General features: G+C 72.5%; 19 protein-coding genes. 4 read left to right on the forward strand and 15 right to left on the reverse strand.

The window, feature by feature from the left end:
- Window positions 1-20: 20 nt before the first annotated feature.
- The 4 genes from STRVI_RS38730 to STRVI_RS38745 form a co-directional block, all read right to left on the reverse strand.
- Window positions 21-1085 carry a glycoside hydrolase family 6 protein gene (locus tag STRVI_RS38730; RefSeq protein ID WP_014061016.1) on the reverse strand — a complete coding sequence of 355 codons (1065 nt, stop codon included), beginning with the start codon at window positions 1083-1085 and terminating at the stop codon, window positions 21-23.
- A 619-nt stretch (window positions 1086-1704) separates the two neighbouring features.
- Entirely contained in the window at window positions 1705-2415 is a 711-nt protein-coding gene (locus STRVI_RS38735) for a class F sortase (RefSeq protein ID WP_208949201.1), read from the reverse strand.
- 23 nt (window positions 2416-2438) lie between these two features.
- On the reverse strand, window positions 2439-3023 hold the full coding sequence (locus STRVI_RS38740; RefSeq protein WP_014061018.1) for a hypothetical protein: 585 nt from the start codon (window positions 3021-3023) through the stop codon (window positions 2439-2441).
- A gap of 171 nt (window positions 3024-3194) precedes the next feature.
- Window positions 3195-3977, reverse strand: a complete 783-nt coding sequence (locus tag STRVI_RS38745) for an HAD-IIA family hydrolase (RefSeq protein WP_014061019.1) — start codon at window positions 3975-3977, stop codon at window positions 3195-3197.
- A gap of 211 nt (window positions 3978-4188) precedes the next feature.
- On the opposite strand from STRVI_RS38745, the gene STRVI_RS38750 reads away from it, so the two are divergent.
- On the forward strand, window positions 4189-4377 hold the full coding sequence (locus tag STRVI_RS38750; protein WP_014061020.1) for an antitoxin: 189 nt from the start codon (window positions 4189-4191) through the stop codon (window positions 4375-4377).
- Window positions 4378-4401: 24 nt separating this feature from the next.
- On the opposite strand, the gene STRVI_RS55785 is transcribed toward STRVI_RS38750, so the two are convergent.
- Window positions 4402-6039, reverse strand: a complete 1638-nt coding sequence (locus STRVI_RS55785; RefSeq protein ID WP_014061021.1) for a hypothetical protein — start codon at window positions 6037-6039, stop codon at window positions 4402-4404.
- A gap of 116 nt (window positions 6040-6155) precedes the next feature.
- Entirely contained in the window at window positions 6156-7337 is a 1182-nt protein-coding gene (locus STRVI_RS38760; RefSeq protein WP_014061022.1) for an ROK family transcriptional regulator, read from the reverse strand.
- A gap of 68 nt (window positions 7338-7405) precedes the next feature.
- Between STRVI_RS38760 and STRVI_RS38765 the strand changes: the two genes are divergently transcribed.
- Both STRVI_RS38765 and STRVI_RS38770 read left to right on the forward strand, forming a co-directional pair.
- Complete coding sequence (locus tag STRVI_RS38765; protein WP_014061023.1) at window positions 7406-8506, forward strand: Gfo/Idh/MocA family protein; 1101 nt, start codon at window positions 7406-7408, stop codon at window positions 8504-8506.
- Entirely contained in the window at window positions 8503-8979 is a 477-nt protein-coding gene (locus tag STRVI_RS38770) for a heme-degrading domain-containing protein (protein ID WP_014061024.1), read from the forward strand. Before STRVI_RS38765 ends, STRVI_RS38770 begins: the two co-directional genes overlap by 4 nt.
- 51 nt (window positions 8980-9030) lie before the next feature.
- On the opposite strand, the gene STRVI_RS38775 is transcribed toward STRVI_RS38770, so the two are convergent.
- From STRVI_RS38775 to STRVI_RS38795, 5 genes are all read right to left on the reverse strand, one after another.
- Window positions 9031-9897: a fumarylacetoacetate hydrolase family protein gene (locus STRVI_RS38775; protein WP_014061025.1), complete on the reverse strand. Its 867-nt coding sequence runs from the start codon at window positions 9895-9897 to the stop codon at window positions 9031-9033.
- Between the two features lie 195 nt (window positions 9898-10092).
- Complete coding sequence (locus STRVI_RS38780) at window positions 10093-10755, reverse strand: YidC/Oxa1 family membrane protein insertase (protein WP_014061026.1); 663 nt, start codon at window positions 10753-10755, stop codon at window positions 10093-10095.
- A 166-nt stretch (window positions 10756-10921) separates the two neighbouring features.
- Window positions 10922-11242, reverse strand: a complete 321-nt coding sequence (locus STRVI_RS38785) for a DUF6412 domain-containing protein (protein WP_014061027.1) — start codon at window positions 11240-11242, stop codon at window positions 10922-10924.
- A 194-nt stretch (window positions 11243-11436) separates the two neighbouring features.
- On the reverse strand, window positions 11437-12201 hold the full coding sequence (locus STRVI_RS38790; protein ID WP_014061028.1) for a class E sortase: 765 nt from the start codon (window positions 12199-12201) through the stop codon (window positions 11437-11439).
- A 49-nt stretch (window positions 12202-12250) separates the two neighbouring features.
- The gene (locus STRVI_RS38795; protein WP_251982823.1) at window positions 12251-13573 is read right to left on the reverse strand and encodes a DUF445 domain-containing protein; all 1323 of its coding nucleotides are present in this window, start codon (window positions 13571-13573) and stop codon (window positions 12251-12253) included.
- Between the two features lie 262 nt (window positions 13574-13835).
- Between STRVI_RS38795 and STRVI_RS38800 the strand changes: the two genes are divergently transcribed.
- Window positions 13836-15158 (forward strand): SGNH/GDSL hydrolase family protein, encoded by a 1323-nt coding sequence (locus STRVI_RS38800; protein ID WP_014061030.1) that lies wholly within the window; start codon window positions 13836-13838, stop codon window positions 15156-15158.
- A gap of 43 nt (window positions 15159-15201) precedes the next feature.
- On the opposite strand, the gene STRVI_RS38805 is transcribed toward STRVI_RS38800, so the two are convergent.
- The 4 genes from STRVI_RS38805 to STRVI_RS38820 form a co-directional block, all read right to left on the reverse strand.
- Complete coding sequence (locus tag STRVI_RS38805) at window positions 15202-16002, reverse strand: DUF1707 SHOCT-like domain-containing protein (RefSeq protein ID WP_063644323.1); 801 nt, start codon at window positions 16000-16002, stop codon at window positions 15202-15204.
- Between the two features lie 117 nt (window positions 16003-16119).
- Window positions 16120-17106, reverse strand: a complete 987-nt coding sequence (locus STRVI_RS38810) for an ABC transporter ATP-binding protein (RefSeq protein ID WP_014061032.1) — start codon at window positions 17104-17106, stop codon at window positions 16120-16122.
- A gap of 9 nt (window positions 17107-17115) precedes the next feature.
- A complete protein-coding gene (locus tag STRVI_RS38815) occupies window positions 17116-17880 on the reverse strand; it encodes an ABC transporter permease (RefSeq protein WP_086019722.1) in 765 nt (254 codons plus the stop codon).
- 46 nt (window positions 17881-17926) lie between these two features.
- Entirely contained in the window at window positions 17927-18727 is an 801-nt protein-coding gene (locus STRVI_RS38820; protein ID WP_014061034.1) for an ABC transporter permease, read from the reverse strand.
- Window positions 18728-18891: the final 164 nt, after the last annotated feature.

Genomic DNA, 18891 nt, shown 5'->3' on the forward strand with positions numbered 1-18891 from the left:
GTCCTCACCGTCTGACCGACCTAGCTGTCCTTACGGTTGGCGTTACGGGCGAGATCGAGCGCGTACCGGGGCCACCACCGACCTGCGGTGGGACCGCCCTTGCAGGTGCCGTCCGACTCGCCCGGACGCTTGATCCACAGATAGGCGTCGACCAGCTTGTCCCCGGTGTCGGTGGTCGGCCGCTCGCCCAGCGCCCGGCCCCTCGGATTGCACCACGCCTGCGGGTCGTCCTTACCGGGGGCCGGGCCATTGCCGTTACGGCTGGTGTCGATCACGAAGGGCTTGCCGCCGGTCAGCACGGACAGCCTCTTGCCGTACGCCCTGTTCTCCTGGGTCGTCTGGTAGTTGGAGGTGTTCAGCGCGAAGCCGTCGGCCTTACGGATACCGGCCCGCTTGAGCGGCTCGACCATCCGCCGCGGGTCCTTGATCCAGTGGGGGTTTCCGGCGTCCAGATAGACCTTGGTGCGCGGCAGCCCCTTGAGCTTGTCCACAGCGCCGGTCAGTAAGTCGTACCGCTCCTCGTGGAACTGCTTGGGTGTACAGCCGTCCACAACGTGCGGCAGCGCGTCGGGCTCAAGGATGACCGTCGCCCGCCGGTCGCCGATCCCCCGGACCGTCTTGTCCAGCCAGATGCGATAGGCGTTGCCGTCGGCGGCGCCGCCCTTGGAATACTGCCCGCAGTCGCGGTGCGGGATGTTGTAGAAGACCAGCAGCGCGTCCCGGTTCACCTGATCCGCGGCCGCGCTGAACCCCCGCGCCTGCCCCTCCGGATCGTCCACCCCGAGCCACTCCGCGACGGGCTGCTCCGCGATCTTCTGTAGCAGCCTGGCCTCCCCGCCCGCCCCCTTCTTCCGATACGCCGCCACCTGCCGCGCCGCGCTGCCATCCGGATTCACCCAGTAGGGAATCGTGGACTTGGGCCGCTGCTTCGCCTGCCCGGCGAGGGAGGCATGATCGCTGTCCCCCTTCGAGGCCCCAAAGCACCCGGAGAGCACCACACACGACAGCAGCGCCCCGGCGGCGGAGAGAGAGCGGGTACGGGTACGGGCAACGTGACGCGAGCGGCCCGTGTAACTGCCGTACATCCACTCCCCCTTGGGTGCACGCTCCGGGGAACAGGCGGTGATCCCCCGGCGGGACAAGACCGGTCGAATCAATCCTTACACACCGCCCCGAACCACCGGGGGCTCATCCACAACCCACCCGGTTTTTCGCCCGTACGCCATGACGCGATGCGCTCCGCGGCAGGGGGGCGGGGTCCGGGCGGGGCAGGGGCGGAGCCCGGCGCGGGGGTGCCGGGCTCCGCCCCGGGCAGGGTCCGGGGCCCAACCCCGAGCGGGGGGTGCGGGGCACAGCCCCAAGCAGGAGTACGGGGCACAGCCCCAACCAGGGCCCGGGGCCCAACCCCGAGCAGGCGTGCGGGGCACCGCCCCGAACGGGATCCGGGAAGCAATCCCGAGCCGGGATGCAGGAGGCGGAGCCCCAAGCAGGGTCCGGGGGAGCCCCAAGCAGGGTCCGGGGGAGAGCCCCCAAGCAGGGGCCGGGGCACAGGGCGGGGACGCAGCCCCGAGCGGGGGGCGGGGGCGCAGCCCAGCGGGGTCCGGGGCGGAGCCCCGAGTGGGGGCCGGGGCGCAGCCCCCTGGTTTCGGGGAGGGGCGGGGTGGGGGCTTTGCCTGCCGCAGGCGACCACCGCAACCGCACCGCCTAGTGCGCATTGCGGCTCCCGGCCGACACACTGTGGGCGGAGCCCGTCGTGCCGGTCAGGTAGGCCGAGACGACGACGTTCGCCGTATACGTCCGCGTCGCGCGGTTGAACTTCCCTCCGCAGGTGATCAGCCGCAGCTCCGCACGGTCATGGGACCGCGACCCGTACACCCGTCGCGCGTCGAAGTGCTTCTCCGGCACCACCTCGACGTCCTCGACCGTGAACTCCGCCGTCGTACCGTCCGATCGCGCGACCCGTACCCGCTCCCCCCGCTTGAGGTCGCTCAGCCCGTGGAAGACCGCCGGTTTGCTCTTCGTGTCCAGGTGACCGACCAGCAGCGCGGCGCCCGGGGAGCCGGGCTCGGGGCCGGCGCGGTACCAGCCGACCGTGCCGGGGCGGCTGACGGACGGGGGCTTCACGGCTCCGTCGCGGTCGAGGCCGCTGGCGACGATGGGGGCGCGGACCCCCGCCGCCTCGATCACGACCCGCTTCGGCCTGGCGGACGCCAGCGGCGCGTGCGCCGGGGGCAGTGGATGGGCGGGCGGGCGGCCGACCGCGGCCACGTCCCCGGTCATCGGCGCCGGACCGCCCGTTCCCTCCGTGGTGTCCCGGCCCCACATCCACAAGCCGAGCAGCAGCGCCACCCAGGCCACCCCCGTGGCCAGCCGTCCGAGGCCGGAGAAGCGATTTCCGTCCACGTTCCCATCCATCTCGGTATCCATGTCCATGGCGATCAGCCCGCCGTACGGGAGGGATGACGGCGGCGGTGGACCGCGAGGCCGCCGACGGCCAGGGCCGTACCGCCCGAGAGCACCAGGCCGTACGCCTCCGCACCGCCGATGTCATCGCGTGCCCGGGTCTCATCGGGCGCGGTGCCGCCTCCGCCCGCGCGGACGGGGGCGACGGGCGAGGGCGGGCGTTCCACGGCGAGGGAGACCCCGCCCATGGCGCCCATGCCGCCCTTACCGTCGTCACGGCCCTCAGGGTCCTCGCGTACGAGGCCGTCCGCGCAGTCCACGGTGACCCGGTGCGCCCCCTTGGTCGCCGTCGAGCGGATCGTCGCCTCGCTGAAGAGCGCGTCCCCCTCGGGCGTCAGCTCCGCGTCGTCCACGAATACCGGTGACGAGGCCGTGGCCTCCCGGTCAGGGCAGCCGAAGGCCCAGACCTCGACCTCGGCCCCGGGGGCAAGGGCGTGCGGACTGATCCGGATCGTGGTGGTGGCGGAGTGGCGCTGGTCGGCGAGGGCCGGAGCAGCGGCCGTCATCGCCGCGACGGCGGCGCATGCTGCGGTACAGAGAGTGAGTGCGACGATGCGCATGGTGAGAACCTCCCGATACCAAGAGGCTCACGCGCCCGGCAGGGGCCCGCATCCGCTGCGGGCGCCTACTGCGCCATCCGGGGCACAGGGGGCACCGGAGGGTCGGGCAGGGGGCACCGGCGGGTCGGGCAGGGGTCACCGGCCGGTCGGGCAGGGGCGGCCCTCGGCGGGTCAGGCGATGCGTTCCACGAGGTCAGCGATGGAGTCGACGACCGTGGACGGGCGGTACGGGTACCGGTCCACCTCTGCTGCCTTGGTCACCCCGGTGAGCACCAGGAAGGTCTCCATACCGGCCTCGAGCCCGGCCCGGACATCCGTGTCCATCCGGTCGCCGATCATCGCGCTGGTCTCGGAGTGGGCACCGATCGCGTTCAGCCCGGAGCGCATCATCAGCGGATTGGGCTTGCCGACGAAGTACGGCTTCTGGCCGGTGGCCTTGGTGATCAGCGCGGCCACGGAACCGGTGGCGGGCAGCGCACCCTCCGCGGAGGGCCCGATCTCATCGGGGTTCGTGGCGATGAACCGCGCACCGTCGTTGATCAGCCGGATGGCCTTGGTGAGCGCCTCGAAGCTGTACGTACGGGTCTCGCCGAGCACCACGTAGTCCGGCTCGACATCCGTAAGGACGTAGCCGATGTCGTGCAGCGCGGTGGTCAGCCCCGCCTCCCCGATCACATACGCGGTGCCGCCGGGGCGCTGCTCGTCCAGGAACTGGGCGCTGGCCAGCGCCGACGTCCAGATGTTGGCCACCGGGACGTCCAGCCCGATCCGGGACAGCCGGGCGTGGAGGTCGCGCGGGGTGTAGATGGAGTTGTTGGTGAGCACCAGGAAGGGCGTGCCTGACTCGCGCAGCCGCTTGACGAAGGCATCGGCACCTGGCACCGGTATGCCCTCGTGCATCAGGACACCGTCCATGTCGGTGAGCCATGACTCGATCGGCTTGCGCTCTGCCACTGGTTGCTCTCCACTCGGAATCGACCTTTGGCGACGACCTCAGCCTAACCGGGGAAAGTCCTGGGGAGTCCGCCCCGTGTCCGGGAGCACAATGCGTTCGCCGTCCGTTCGCGCCCCGTCCCAGCGCGACAGATCCGCACAGGTGTCTGATCCTGAGGGAGGGGCGGATTCCGCCCCTCCCTGGAACGAGCCGGACCGTAAGGAGGCCGCGATGGGCATGATGGACAAGCTCAAGGGCGCGATCAGCAAGAACCCCGACAAAGCTCGGAAGGGCACTCGCAAGGGGGCCGAGGCCGCTGACAAGAAGACGGGCGGCAAGTACTCGGAGCAGATCCAGTCCGGCTCGGACAAGGTCGACGACGAGCTGCGCCGCCGGGGCGAGGGGCCCCGGGGCCAGTAGCTCGAAATCGGGAACATCGGGGCTTCAGGTCCCCGAGCGCCGGGACTTCACCACGAGGACGGTGCCACAGGCCACGAGCGCGGCGCTGATGACGCCGAGCCCCGCGAGCAGGGCGGTGTGACGGCCCGTCGCGGCGAGTTCGGGCATCCGCTCGCGCTCGTGGCCGCCGTCCTGCTGCTCGTGACGTCCGTCGGCGCCGGTGCCGGTGCTGGGGTCGGCTTGGGACTCCCGTCCGGGGTCGGTCTCGGCTCCGGGGTCGGTGCCCGGGTCCGTTTCAGCGCCGGGGTCCGTCTCGGTGCCCAGGTCGGATTCGGCGCCGGGGTCGTCGGTCTCCGTGCCTAGCCCGGTGTCGGTGCCCAGGTCGGTGCCCGTACCGAGGTCGCTGTCCGCGTCGAGGCCCTCGTCGAGGTCGGTGCCGGTACCGGCGTCGGTGTCGGCGTCCGCGTCCGCGTCCGCGTCCGTCCCGGTGTCCGTACCCGCCTCGGGGTCGGCGCCCGTATCGGTGTCGGTACCTGTCTCGGCCTCCGCGCTCGCGTCCGCGCCGAGGTCCGCGTCCGTGTCGGTGTCGGCATCAGCACCCGGCTCGGTATCGGTACCCGTACCCGTATCCGTATCGGCATCCGCTCCGGTCCCCGTGTCCGTTTCGGCACTGGGATCGGTGTCGACGTCGGCCTCCGCGCCGATGTCGGCGTCGGCATCCGCCTCCGCGTCGGCATCAGCGTCGCTTTCGGCACGGGGCGGCACCGCGGCCGGATGGCTCTCCTTATGGCTCGCGCCGGAGCTCGGCGTGCGGCTCGGCGCGGCGGGGGCGGAGGGCCGGGTCTTCTCGGGCGTTCGCGTCGGAGCGGCCGTGGGGCTCTTGGAGCGGGTGGTCGGCTGCGGCGCGGGCTTCGTCTCGGTGGCTCCGTCGGTGTCGGCTCCGGAGCCGACACCGGCGTCCGTCTCCCTGTCCCTGACGGCGCCCGTAGCCGCCCTCGTCCGCGTTCCGGTACCCGTCCGGGCCTCCGCGCCCGTCCCGGCCTCCGTACCGGCACCCGTACCCGTGCCCGTGCCCAAACCCGCGCCCGTCGCCGCCGGGCCGATGCGGAATGCGTAGTCGTTCGACTGTCCCACCCAGTCGCCGTCGTCCGCGCGCCGCTGTACGGCGATGGCGTTGGCCGTCACCGGCCCCTCGGGCGCGTCCTCGGTGAAACGCGTGCGCACCTGCACGTCGACGGTCTTGTGCGCGGGCACGGTGAAACCCTTGAAATGGCTGTTGTCGAAGACCCCGATGTTCTCGTCCTCGTCCGTCGTCTGGAAGGAGACGGCCCGCCAGGTGGCGCCGCCCTCCGCGGACGGGTCCAGGAACTCGAAACCAATATGCCGGGGCCGCAGTTCACGGGCCTGGTCGATCAGGACGGCGATGGGGTGGATGGCACGGCAGCCGGTATCCGTGGCGTTGCGCAGTTCGAGGTGCCAGCCGCGCCAGCCGCCGCCCCGGGCGTACTGATCCGGCCCATCGCGCAGCTGGGCTTCGATCGGGAAGTCGGAGGCGTTCCGGCCCCCGCAGGCGGCGGACTCGGCCTCGGCGGCGTACACCGGGATTCCATAGAGGGCGGGGGCGAACGCGAGCGCGGCCGCCGGAAGGACAGCTCGTAGGGACAGTGCGGTGGGCAAGCGCATGAGTGACCTCTGCTGTGCGGGGTTTCCCCGAGCACTGCGCTACATTCCGCGTCCGCACGCCGACACACCGCACCGGGCCCGGATTGCCCCCGACTGGCGGTCAGGATCCCCCTCGATCAGCCCAATGCGAACAGCGGTGCGAGTACGAGCCGGGCGGCGCCCTCGACCACGGCCCGCCCGCCCCGCTGCACGACATCCACGGGCACGGGGAGGCGGCTGGCGCGGGCGGAGTCCTCGGCGATCATCGTGGCCACACCGCGAACGTAGGGCTCCGGGTCGGCCAGCACCACCCGGCCGCCCAGCAGCACCCGGTCGATGTCGAGGAGCCGTACGAGGTTGGCCGCGCCGACGCCGAGCAGCCGCGCCGCGTCCGTATGGTCGTCGCGTGCGACGGCGGCGAGGCACAGCGCCTCCAGGCAGCCGCGATTGCCGCATTCGCAGGGCGGCCCGTCGAGCTGGATCACCTGATGCCCGAACTCGCCCGCGTCGGTCCGCGCCCCCCGGTACACGTCCCCGCCGAGCATCAGACCGGCGCCGAGGCCCGTGCCCAGATGGAGATACGCGGCCGACTCGGCGGTCCCGGAGGTCACGAGCCCGAGCGCCGCGGCGTTGGTGTCCTTGTCGAGGACGACGGGCAGGGGGAGCCGCTCGGCGAGCGCGTCGCGCAGCGGGAAGCCGTCCCACTGGGGGAAGCCGGTGACGCGGTGCAGCACGCCGGAGCCGTGGTCGAGCGGTCCGGGCGTGGCGACGCCGACGCCGAGCAACCCGCCGAGCAGCCCGCCGCCCGCCGCGCCGCCGGTCGCGCCACCGGTCTCCGTGCCAGTCTCCGTGCCGGCCTCCGTAAGGCCGGTCCCGGCGGTCCCGGCGGTCCCGGCGTCCGCGAGGAGCGCCCTGACCTCGGCGGTGGCCGCCGCGAGCGCCTCCTCCGCCCCCGCGCCGAAGTCGAAGGGCGCCGTGCGGGCGGCGACCGGTGTGCCCGCGAGGTCGACGAGGACGGCCGTCAGCTCATCGCGGTCGAGCTGCAGCCCGATCGCATGGCGCGCGCCCGGGACCAGGCGGAGCACGGCGGGCGGCTTACCGCCGGTCGAGGCGCGCTGACCGGCCTCCACCGCCAGCCCCTCCGTCCTCAGCCGCGCCGTGATCTTGCTGACGGCTTGAGGGGTGAGCCCGGTGTGGCCGGCCAGCTCCGGTCGGCTGACGCCGTCCTCGCCCGCGTCGCGCAGCAGACGCAGGACGAGCGCGGCGTTATGGCTGCGCAGGGCGGTCAGATTGGCTCCGGGCCCGGCCGCCCCCGACATGGTGCTGTTCACCCCTCCATTGTGGCCACCGCTTGCACTTTGGCAACACTGTTGCCAAAGTGGCCCTCATGGATGCCATGGATGACAGCAGTACCGTCCGCGTGGGACTGATCGGCTACGGCCTGGCCGGATCCGTCTTCCACGCCCCCTTGATCGCGGCCACCGAGGGACTGGTCCTGGACACCATCGTCACCTCCAGCCCGGAGCGGCAGCGGCAGGCACGCGCCGAGTTCCCCGCTGTCCGTCTCGTGGACTCCGCCGATGAGCTGTGGGGCCGGGCGGATGAGCTGGACCTGGTCGTCATCGCCTCCCCGAACCGCACCCACGTGCCGCTCGCCCGCACCGCCCTCGAGGCGGGGCTGCCGGTCGTCGTGGACAAGCCGCTGGCCGCGACCGCCGCCGAGGCCGAGGAGCTGGCCGCGCTCGCCGAGGCCCGCGGGCTGCTGCTGAGCGTCTTCCAGAACCGTCGCTGGGACAACGACTTCCTCACCCTGCGCGCGCTGCTCGCCGAGGGCGCGCTCGGCGACGTGCAGCGCTTTGAGTCCCGCTTCGAGCGGTGGCGGCCGCAGCTCAAGGGCGGCTGGCGGGAGTCCGGCGACCCGGCCGAGGTCGGCGGGCTGCTGTACGACCTGGGCAGCCACCTCGTCGACCAGGCGCTCACCCTCTTCGGGCCCGTCGACTCCGTCTACGCCGAGGTGGATGTGCGCCGCCCCGGGGCGCAGACCGACGACGACACCTTCATCGCCCTCACCCACACCAATGGCGTCCGCTCCCATCTGTGGATGAGCGCGATCACCGCCCAGCTCGGCCCGCGCTTCCGGGTGCTGGGCAGCGCGTCGGGCTATGTGAAGTACGGCCTCGACCCGCAGGAGGCCGCCCTGCGCGAGGGGCTGCGCCCCGGCGACCCGTCCGTTGAATGGGGCACCGAGCCGGAGAGCGAATGGGGCCGGCTGGGCGCCGGAGAGTCCCCGCTGACCGGCGGCGGGGTCCCCGTGCCGACCCTCCGGGGCGACTACCCCGCGTACTACGCCGCCGTCGCCGCCGCCCTCCGCGACGGCACCCCGCCGCCGGTCACCGCCGCCGAGGCCGCGGCCGCCCTGCATGTGCTGGAGGCGGCCCGGGTGTCGGCCGCGGAGCGCCGTACCGTCCGGATCGAGGTCCCCGCATGAGCGAGCACACCGAGCTGATATCCCGCATCGAGGAGCAGGAGCGCCGGCTGCGCCTGCCCCGCTTCGACAACGACGACGCCTGGCGTCTGGGCTGCCTCATCGCCGACCTGGCCCAGGAGCGCGGCGCCGCCGTCACGATCGGCATCCACCGGGCGGGGCAGCGGCTCTTCCACCGCGCCCTGCCGGGCACCTCCCCCGACAACGACGCCTGGCTGGAGCGCAAGTGCCGGGTCGTGGAGCGCTACGGGGCGAGCTCGTACCTCGTCGGGGCCCGCTTCCGCGCCAAGGGCAGCAGCTTCGAGGAGTCCTCCCGCCTGGACCCCGACCGGTACGCCGCGCACGGCGGCGCCTTCCCCCTCCATGTGACGGGCACGGGCGTCATCGGCGCGGTCGCCGTCTCGGGGCTGCCGCAGGCCGAGGACCACGCGCTGGTGGTGGAGGCGCTGGAGCGCTATCTGCCGACGACGGCCTGAGGCGGCCGTGCGGAGGGGCGGCCCCGACGGGGCCGCCCGCCCGGCATCCGGCTACGCGTCCTTGAACTCCTGGCGCTGGCGCCCCAGTCCGTCGATCTCGAGCTCGACGACATCGCCGGAGCGGAGGTACGGCTTGGGCTCGGGGCGGCCCATGGCCACGCCCGCCGGGGTGCCGGTGTTGATGACATCGCCGGGGTGGAGGGTCATGAACTGGCTGAGGTAGCGGACCACATGGGCCACGCCGAAGATCTGGTCCGCGGTGGTGCCGTCCTGCTTGACCTCGCCGTTGACCCACAGGCGCAGGCCCAGGGCCTGCGGGTCGGGGACCTCGTCGGCGGTCACCAGCCAGGGGCCCAGGGGGTTGAACGTCTCGCAGTTCTTGCCCTTGTCCCACTGGCCGCCGCGCTCGATCTGGAAGGCGCGCTCGGAGACGTCGTGGGCGATCGCATAGCCCGCGACCGAGGCGAGGGCGGCCTCGTCGGAGTCGAGGTAGCGGGCGGTGCGGCCGATGACGACGGCGAGTTCGACCTCCCAGTCGGTCTTCACGCTGCCGCGCGGGACGAGGACCGTGTCATCGGGGCCGACGACCGTGTCCGGAGCCTTCATGAAGATGATGGGCTCTTCGGGGGCGGTGGCGCCGGTCTCGGCGGCGTGGTCGTGGTAGTTCAGCCCGATGCACACGATCTTGCCGATACGGCCGAGCGGCGGGCCGATCCGCACCCCGCCGTCCTCGATCACGGGCAGCGCGTCGTCGCCCTCGGCGGCCGCTGCCGCGCGCAGCCGCGCGAGAGCGACCTCGTCGGCGAGGAGGGCGCCGTCGATGTCCGGGACCAGCGCGGACAGATCGCGCAAGGTGCCGTTCTGATCGAGCAGCGCGGGGCGTTCCGCGCCCGCCGGTCCGACTCGCAGCAGTTTCATCCCAAGACTCCCGAGGTCACAGGCCGGTGCGAGGCGCCTACCGGCTGATCGATCCTCCCTTCAGGGGCCTCCAGCCCGCAAGACCTCATTCACGGACTGGGACGGCGGTTTCACTCGTGATTTCGGCGGGTGCCGTTGTGGGCCCCGAGATGGGCCCCGTCGTGGGTGCCGTCACGGGTGCTGTCATGGGTGCCGTCAGCCGCGGTGCAGCAGGGCCCGTTCCACCGCCGTCCAGGTGGTGCTGGTCGCCAGGTACAGCGCCGCCGCCAGCGGGACCACGGCGGCGGTGACGAGGGTCCCGAACGACAGCAGCGGCAGCGCCCGGGCCACTCCGGGCGCCCCGGGGGCGGTCGTCCTGCGGGCGCGGAGGTACGTCCAGGTCGCCACGGCCGCGATCAGCGCGAAGAGCCCGAGGTGGACCAGACCCGGGGCCCCGCTGAGCGCCCCGCCCCACCGGGCGCCGAGCGGGGCCCCGGCGAGCGTGTGGTCGAGGAGGTCTCCGGCGCCGCTGCCGGTGGAGAACACGTGGTACATGACGAAGAAGACCGGAAGCTGGGCGAGCGCCGGGAGACAGCCCGCCAGCGGTGACGCACCCTCCTTCGCCCGCAGCTCCGCCATGGCGCGCCGCAGCCGCTCGGGGTCGCCCTTGTGCTTGCGGCTCAGCTCCGTGAGCTTCGGCGCGAGCGCGGCCCGCGCCTTCTCACCGCGCACCGCGGCACGGGCGAGGGGATGCAGTGCGGCGCGGACGCACAGCGTGAACAGGACGATGGCGGCCGCCGCCGCGGACGCGCCGAAGAGCGGGTCGAGGCCGCCCGCCATGGTGGTCAGCAGGGTGCCGAGGGAAGAGAAAAGGGACATGGGAGCCCTCCGCGGGTCTCGTCGTGCCGGAGTGAGGAAGACATCGGCGTGACGAGCCGCGTGGCGCGGCGGTACGAATGCTGGAGCTTCCGGGGCTCCGCCCCGGCCCCCGCTCCTCAAACGCCGGAGAGGCTGGGGGTCCGCCCGTAGAGCGAAATGGGTGCGCCTACGCGGCCGTCGGCAGACGACGGCCCGGCGCTCGCGGCCTCGGGCGTCCGGAGGCGTCGGGATCCCGCTGGGGCAGGAACGCCGTACGGCGCTCGCGGTCCCGTATCGCGGTGCGAATCCGCCCGGCGGAGGCGGGTATTCGGCTACGGGGGGCGAGGATCGCGCAGGTCAGCAGCGCCGTGGCAACGGCGGCCGTGGCCGCCACGGTGGCGGCGAGGGCGACGGCGCTGACGGCCCCGCTCTGCGCCAGCAGAACCCCGGTCAGCAGAAACAGGCAGACGCCGAGCCGCATGCGCAGCGCTTCGAGTCGTCGCGACACCGTCACACCCCCTCTCCCGGCCGGTCTCCCCTCCTGGCTCCGCCAGTCTAAGCGGCCTCGATGAAGTCCGGTGCGGTTCGGGTGCGCCCCGAAGGGGCGCGGGGCTGTGTCGATATGCGGCTCCGCCGCGTGGGACCAGCCACGACACAGCCGCGGATGAACGACCGCACCTCGCGGCACTTCCCGCGGAGCGCTTAGTGGCCCCCGCCGACAGCCCGTGGGGCGGCGGCCCGCAGCCGGGCCCAGACCACCAGGCGGTAGCGGGAGGTGAATTCGGGGGTGCAGGTCGTCAGGGTGAGGTAGTAGCCCGGTTCGGTGTAGCGGTAGCGGGGATGGGTGGAGCTGTACGGCACCCGGGCGACCACCGTGCCGTCGGCGGGCGAGGTGCGCGGCAGGGTGCGCTCGACCGTGTACGTGTAGCGGGCGTCGGCGGTGTCGATGCGCACCGTGTCGCCCGGGCGCACCTCGTCCAACTGCCGGAAGGGCTCGCCGTGGGTGTTGCGGTGGCCCGCGAGGGCGACATTGCCCGCCTGCCCCGGCTGGGCGGTTCGCGGATAGTGGCCCACGTACCCCTGGTTGAGCACCGCCGCCCGGCTGATGCCCTCGGCGATGGGCACCGTAAGGCCGATGCGCGGGATCCGGAGCACGGCGTACGCCTGGTCCCGGCGCGGTCCCTGGCCCTCGCCCCCGGTCGCCCGGTCACGGTCGCGGCCGTCCCCAGGAGGGGAATCGGAGGATCGCGTCGCCCCCGGCGCCGGTGTCGCTGACTCGGCGGCCCCGTCGCGCCACTGCCGCTCCAGTACGCCCACCTCGTGCCGTGCGCCCGCCCTGGCCTGCCGGTTGGTCCACCACAGTTGGTGGACGACCAGGAGCAGCACCACGAGCCCGAGGGTGACGGCGAGTTCACCGGCCGTCCACAGCCCCCGGGCGAGCACGGCCCGCCCTCGACGACGTCGCACGCGCGCACCATAGGCCAGGCCGCGCGCACCTGCCAGAGACAGGGCGCGGCTATCCGCCCATCACCCGCGAGACCGTATAGATCACCAGCCCGGCCAGGGCACCCACCACCGTGCCGTTGATCCGGATGAACTGCAGATCCCGGCCGATATGGGCCTCGATCTTCCGCGAGGTGTGCTCCGCGTCCCAGCCCGCCACCGTCTCGGTGATCAGCGAGGTGATCTCGTCCCGATACGTCGTCACCACATAGACGGCGGCGTCCTCCAGCCAGCCGTCGGCCTTGTCCCGCAGCCGTCGGTCCGTCACCATCCGCCTGCCCAGCGACAGAATCGCCGCCCGCGCCCGCTGCCGCAGCTCGCTGCGCTCGTCCTCGGCCGCCGTGACGATCATCGCCCGCACCGAGGCCCAGGCCGTGGCGATGATGTCCTGGACGTCGCCGCGCCCCAGCACCTCGCTCTTGACCCGCTCCACCCGCGCCCGGGTGTCGGTGTCGGACTGCAGATCCCCGGCGAAGTCGGTGAGGAAGCGGTCCAGGGCGCCGCGCGCCGGATGGGCGGGCATATCGCGCATCTCGGTGACGAAGCGCAGCAGTTCCTTGTAGACGCGGTCGCCGACCTTGCGGTCCACGAACCGCGGCGTCCAGCCGGGGGCACCGCCGGTCACGGCCTGCATCACCGATTCGTTGTGCTCCACCAGCCAGTCGTGGGCGCGCAGGCACACCAGGTCCACGGCGCGGCGATGGCCGCCCTCCGCGACAACGCGCTCCAGCAGCTTGCCCAGGCCCGGCGCGACCTCCTGGGCGTCCGCCCGGCGGGTGATCGCCTCGCCCACCACGGCCTGCACATCGGAGTCGCGCAGCACCGTGAGCGCGCCGCGCAGCGCGGTCGCCAGCTCGGCCGTCACCCGCTCGGCATGCTCGGGCTGGACGAGCCAGGTGCCGAGCCGGCCGCCGATGCCGACCGCGCGCAGCCGCATCCGTACGACGTCCCCGGAGAGGAAGTTCTCCCCGACGAACTCCCCGAGGCTGGCCCCGAGCTGGTCCTTCTTGGTGGGGATGATCGCCGTATGGGGAATCGGCAGCCCCATGGGCCGCCGGAAGAGCGCGGTGACCGCGAACCAGTCGGCCAGGGCGCCCACCATGCCCGCCTCGGCGGCCGCGGCGACATAGCCGGTCCAGCCGCCGATACCGGAGGAGCGCGCCCAGGTGGCGAGCACGTACACCAGTGCGACGCCGAGCAGCATGCCGGTGGCGAGCGCCTTCATCCGGCGCACACCGCGCCGCCGCTCCACGTCCAGGGGGCTGTCCGTGACAAAGGGCACAGCCGCGCCCCCGGGCGGCGGGGCCGCCGTCTCACCAGTCGTTCTTCGCTCCATACGCTCCACCCGGTCGGCCCGTCCCCTCATGCATTGTCTCTTTCCGGTCTCAGTGGCCCAAGGGTGGAACGAACGGTGAGTTCCCGTCGTCTGTCCGGGGGAGCGACCCAGCACATTGGGGGCAGGCCGACAGGCGGAGCCGGGTCCCGCCATGGGATCATGAGTCACCGACCGGACCGCATCGGCGCTGCCGGATACCACCCGCCGTTCCCGTCCACATCCGGAGCCTCGGGCTCCGTCCGCCCGAGGAGACAACCCGCTCATGAGCATGCCCCCAATGCCCAGACGCACGGGGTATGCCGTGCTCGCTGCGCTGGCGGCTGTGGTGATCCTCGTCTCCACCGCGATATTCATCGGGCTCGGTGGCGACAAGGGCGGTACGGACTCCCGTGCGCAGGGGGCCCGCGGCTCTGCCGATCCGGCCTCGGCCGGGTCCTGGGTGGGTACCTGGTCCACCTCGGCGGCGGCCGCCGAGCCGAGGACGCTGCGCGGCCTGTCGGGCATGTCGATACGGAACGTGGTGCACACCACCATCGGCGGCACCAGCTCCCGCATCCAGCTCTCCAACTTCTACAGCAGCCGTCCGCTGACGATCACGCATGCCTCGCTGGCGCTGGCCGCCGCGCCCAGCAACCCCACCGCGGCGACCGGCACCATGCGCCGCCTCGCCTTCAACAACCGCACCTGGGTGACGATCCCGCCCGGTAAGGCCATCACCAGCGACCCGGTGCGGCTCGCCGTCCCGGACTCGGCCGACCTGCTGGTCACCACCTACACCCCGCAGGCGTCCGGCTCGGTCACCTACCATCCGCACGCCCGCCAGACGTCGTACATGGCGCGTGGCGACCGTACGGAGGACACGGCGGGCGCCGCCTACACCCAGCAGAGCCCGTACTGGCGCTATCTGACCGGCGTGGACGTGTGGTCCAAGCAGGCCGAGGGCGCGGTCGCGGTGCTGGGCGACTCGATCACCGACGGCATCACCTCCACCGCCGGGGCCAACCACCGGTGGACCGACTTCCTCTCCGAGCGGCTGCGCAGCGAGCCCGGCGCGCCCCGATTCGGCGTGCTCAACCAGGGCATCAGCGGCAACCGCGTGCTGAGCGACGGCACGCAGTATCCGCCCAACAACCCCAGCGGGCTCTCCCGCTTCGACCGCGACGTGCTCTCCCGTACGGGCGTCAAGGCCGTGATCGTCGAGCTGGGCGTCAACGACATACTGCGCATCCCCCACGAGACCGACCCCAACCGGATCGTGTGGGGCCTGAAGCGGCTGACCGAACAGGCCCACGCGCGGGGCCTGCGGGTCATCGGAGCCACCCTGACGCCCTTCTACGGGCACCGCGGCTACACACCCCAGCTTGACGCCGTACGCGAGCAGGTCAACGCGCGGATCCGGGCCGGGAGGGTCTTCGACGAGGTCGTGGACTTCGACAAGGCGCTGCGCGACCCGATCAGCCCGCTACGGCTGCGCCCGGTGTACGACTCGGGCGACCATCTGCACCCGAGCGACGACGGCTACCGGGCGATGGCGCGGGCGCTGGACCTGGACCACCTGCGGGGCCGCACGGCGGCCGAGCTCTAGCCGGAGCTTCTCGCCCGGTACCCGGAGCGGGCCCCGTAAGGGCCTAGTAGTCGTCGCGGCGCTCCTTCTCCAGGGACAGCCGGCGCTCCTCCCGCTCCTCACGGCGCCCGTCGCGCCGCGCGCCCCGCACTTCCCGGCGCTCGGTGCGCAGCTCGTCCCTGCGCTCGGCCTTCACCCGGCGGCGCTCCTCCTTGAGGCGCTTGTGCTCCTCCTTACGGAGCTTGCGCTCGACTGTGACTCCGCCGAAGAGCGCAAGGCCGGTGACGGTCACCCGCGGCGCGCCGGGCTCGCCCTCGACCCCTCCGCTGTGGTCGAAGCCGCCCATGATGCCGATGCCGCTGACATGGGTGTCGACGCCCGGCTCCACGGTGACCTGCACGCCGCCCATGAGGGCGAAGCAGCGGATGACGATCTCGCGGTCCTCGAACCGGGCCTCGCGCAGATCGATCTCACCTCCGCCCATGAGGGTGAACGCGGTGAAGCGGCGCGGCACGGTCCAGGTGCCCTTGCGCTGGAAGCCCCCCATGATCGCGATCCCCGTGCGGGACGTCGGGGTGCCGCCGATGCGCTCCCTCCAGCCGGTGGGATCGGCCGGGGCCGGCGGGGCGGGAGCGGCACTGCCGGGCACCGGGAGGTCCCGTACCAGCGGCTCCAACTCGCCGTGGGTGCGCGCCGTGTAGGCCGCGTTCAGCCGCTCGTCGAACTCCTCCATGTCCAGGCGGCCTTCGGCGACGGCTTCGCGGAGGACCTCCGCGATCCGCTCCCGCTCGGCGTCGGAGGCCCGCATCCCGGCCGGGTCCGGGAGGTCGGGGCTCGCCCCCTGGGAAGAACCAGCGCTCGTCATACGGACAGACTAACGGCGGGCACCGGCCATGGCCCGTATCTCGTACGGGGGTGCCGCCCCCGATCCGTCCACGGTCACGGCCACCGGCCCGTTCACGGGCCCCGCCCCCGGCCCCGCTCACGCTCCGCGCCCGGCCGACCGGCCCTCCCCGCCGTGCAGCATCCTCGCGATCACGTCCTCGATCTCGGGCTCGCGCACCGAGAGGTCCACCATCGGATAGCCGTCGGCGACCGCCGCGACGATCGGCGCCGCGCTGCTGGTCGCCGGGAAGGCCAGCCACTGCCGGGGCCCCTCGACCCGCACCGTCCGGGCCCCGGGGATCTCGATGGGCGGCAGCTCCTGCTCCAGGTCGACCACGAGGGTGCGTTCGCTCTCCCCCACCGCGTGCAGCCCGTCGAGCCCGCCGTCGTAGACCAGCCGGCCGTGGTCGATGACCATCACCCGCTTGCACAGCAGTTCGATATCGGTCAGATCGTGGGTGGTGAGCAGCACGGTGGTGCCCTGCTCGGCGTTCACATCGCGCAGGAACTCCCGCACCTTCGCCTTGCTGACCACATCGAGCCCGATGGTCGGCTCGTCGAGATAGAGCACCTCGGGGTCGTGCAGCAGGGCGGCCGCGATATCGCCGCGCATCCGCTGGCCCAGCGAGAGCTGACGCACCGGCACGTCCAACAGCTCGCTCAGGTTGAGCAGTTCCACGCAGCGGTCCAGGTTCTCCCGGTAGCGGTCGTCGGGGATCCGGTACATCCGCCGCACCAGCGCGTACGAATCGCGCAGCGGCAGATCCCACCACAGGGTGGTCCGCTGCCCGAAGACCACCCCGATCCGGCGCGCGAGCCGCGTCCGCTCCCTGGAGGGGTCGATGCCGGCGACCCTCAGCCGCCCGCCGCTGGGCACCAGGATCCCGGTCAGCATCTTGATCGTGGTGGACTTCCCGGCGCCGTTCGGCCCGATGTAGCCCACCATCTCGCCGCGCGGCACCCGGAAGCTGATGCCGTCCACCGCGCGCACCTCGCGCCGCTCACGGCGCATCAGCCCGGCTCTGCGCCGCACCTGGAACACCTTCTCGACACCGTCGAGCTCGATCAGATCGTCCACGGCCATCCCTCCCCCTCAGCTCCCCGTGCTCTGATACGCCCGCAGCCCCGCCCGCCAGGCCAGCCCCGCCACCGCACAGCAGCCGCAGGCGACCAGCGGCGCCGCGAAGCCGATCCGGGCGGGGAGCCCCAGCGGATCGGGGCGGCCCAGGATGTGCAGCGCCGGCAGCCAGTTGACGAAGGCCAGCGGGATGACGAAGGTGACGCCCCGCAGCAGCTCCTTGCCGAAGACCGTCGGCGGGTACTCCAGCAGCGTGGTCCCGCCGAAGGTGAAGGCGTTCTGCACCTCGGAGGCGTCCTTGGCCCAGAACTGGAAGGCGCCGCCGAGCACGAACAGCGCCCCGAAGATGGCGCCCCCGCTCAGCAGCATCACCGGCATCAGCAGCACCCGGTCCACCGTCCAGTCGATGTCCAGCCGGCTCAGCGACCAGCCGAGCAGCACCGCCCCCTGGGTGATCCGGCCCAGCCGGCGCAGCGCGAAGCGGTCGGCGGCGACCTGGGCGAGTATCGGCACCGGCCGCACCAGCAGGGTGTCCATCGTGCCGTCGCGCACCCGCTGGCCCAGCCGGCCCATGGTGCCCAGCGTGAGATCGGCGAGGCCGAAGGCGACGCTGGTGGTGCCGTAGAGGAAGGCGACCTCGTCAAGGGTGAAGCCGCCCAATTGCCCGATGTGGGTGAACATCAACGCGATCGCGACGAAGTCCAGACCGGTCGCGAGGAGGTTCCCCAGCGTCATGATCAGGAACGAGGTGCGGTACGCCATCGTGGAGCGCACCCACATCCCGACGATCAGGACGTAGGCCCGGAGCCCGTTGGACACGGCCGACTCAGCCACCCTGGACCACCACCTTCCGGGTCGCCACCGACTGCAGCACCCGCCCCGCCGCCAGCAGCACCACCATCCACCCCGCCTGGAAGGCGAACGCCCCCAGCAGCCCCGCCCCCCGGTGCTCCTCCAGGAAGACATCCGCGGGCACCTGGAGCATCGCCGCCCAGGGCAGCGCGCGGGCGATCTCGCCGAGCTGCCCGGGGAAGACGTTGAGCGGCAGGATCATCCCGGAGAAGAACAGGCACAGCAGCCCGCTCAGCATGGCCAGCCCCGTCCCGTCGAGCAGCCAGAAGGAGGCGAGCGAGACCAGATAGCGCACCGCGAAGCCGACGCACACCGCGAGCACCACCGACAGCAGGAACCACAGCCAGGTCAAGGGCGAGGCGGGCAGCCGGAGTTCGAAGACCAGCGCCCCGATCCCCATCGGCACCACGCCGCGCCCCAGCAACTGGAACAGCGCCCGGCCGAGCTCGGTGGCCAGCCACCACGACTGGAGGTCGACGGGGCGGTAGAGGTCCACGGCGATGTCACCGGAGCGGATGCGGTCCTGCAGCTCCTCCTGGAAGCCGCCGCCCATCAGCGCTACGGCCGCCAGCAGCGCCTGGCCGAGCCAGACGAAGGTCAGCGCCTGGTCGAGGTCGTAGCCGCCGAGGTGCGGCCGCTCGTCCCACAGCGCGGTGTAGGTGTAGGCGAGGATGAAGCCGAAAACGGTATTGGTGAAGACCCCGGCCACGGTGGCGATCCGATACGTCGCGTAGCGTTTGAAGCCGCTGACCGCGACGGCCGCGTACAGCCGCATCCGCCCGCCCCTCCCTCCCTCGACCACGGCGCCCGGCCGGCGCCAAAATCCGGAGCCTAGTGGGGTGACCGGAGAGACGGCCAGGCAATATTCACCGGATGGTGTGAGCGGAATCATCCATGTGGCCGGTCACAGACCAGTCACGGGTGCGCGCCACGTCCTCG

The sequence above is a fragment of the Streptomyces violaceusniger Tu 4113 genome (genome assembly GCF_000147815.2).
Classification (GTDB): domain Bacteria; phylum Actinomycetota; class Actinomycetes; order Streptomycetales; family Streptomycetaceae; genus Streptomyces; species Streptomyces violaceusniger_A.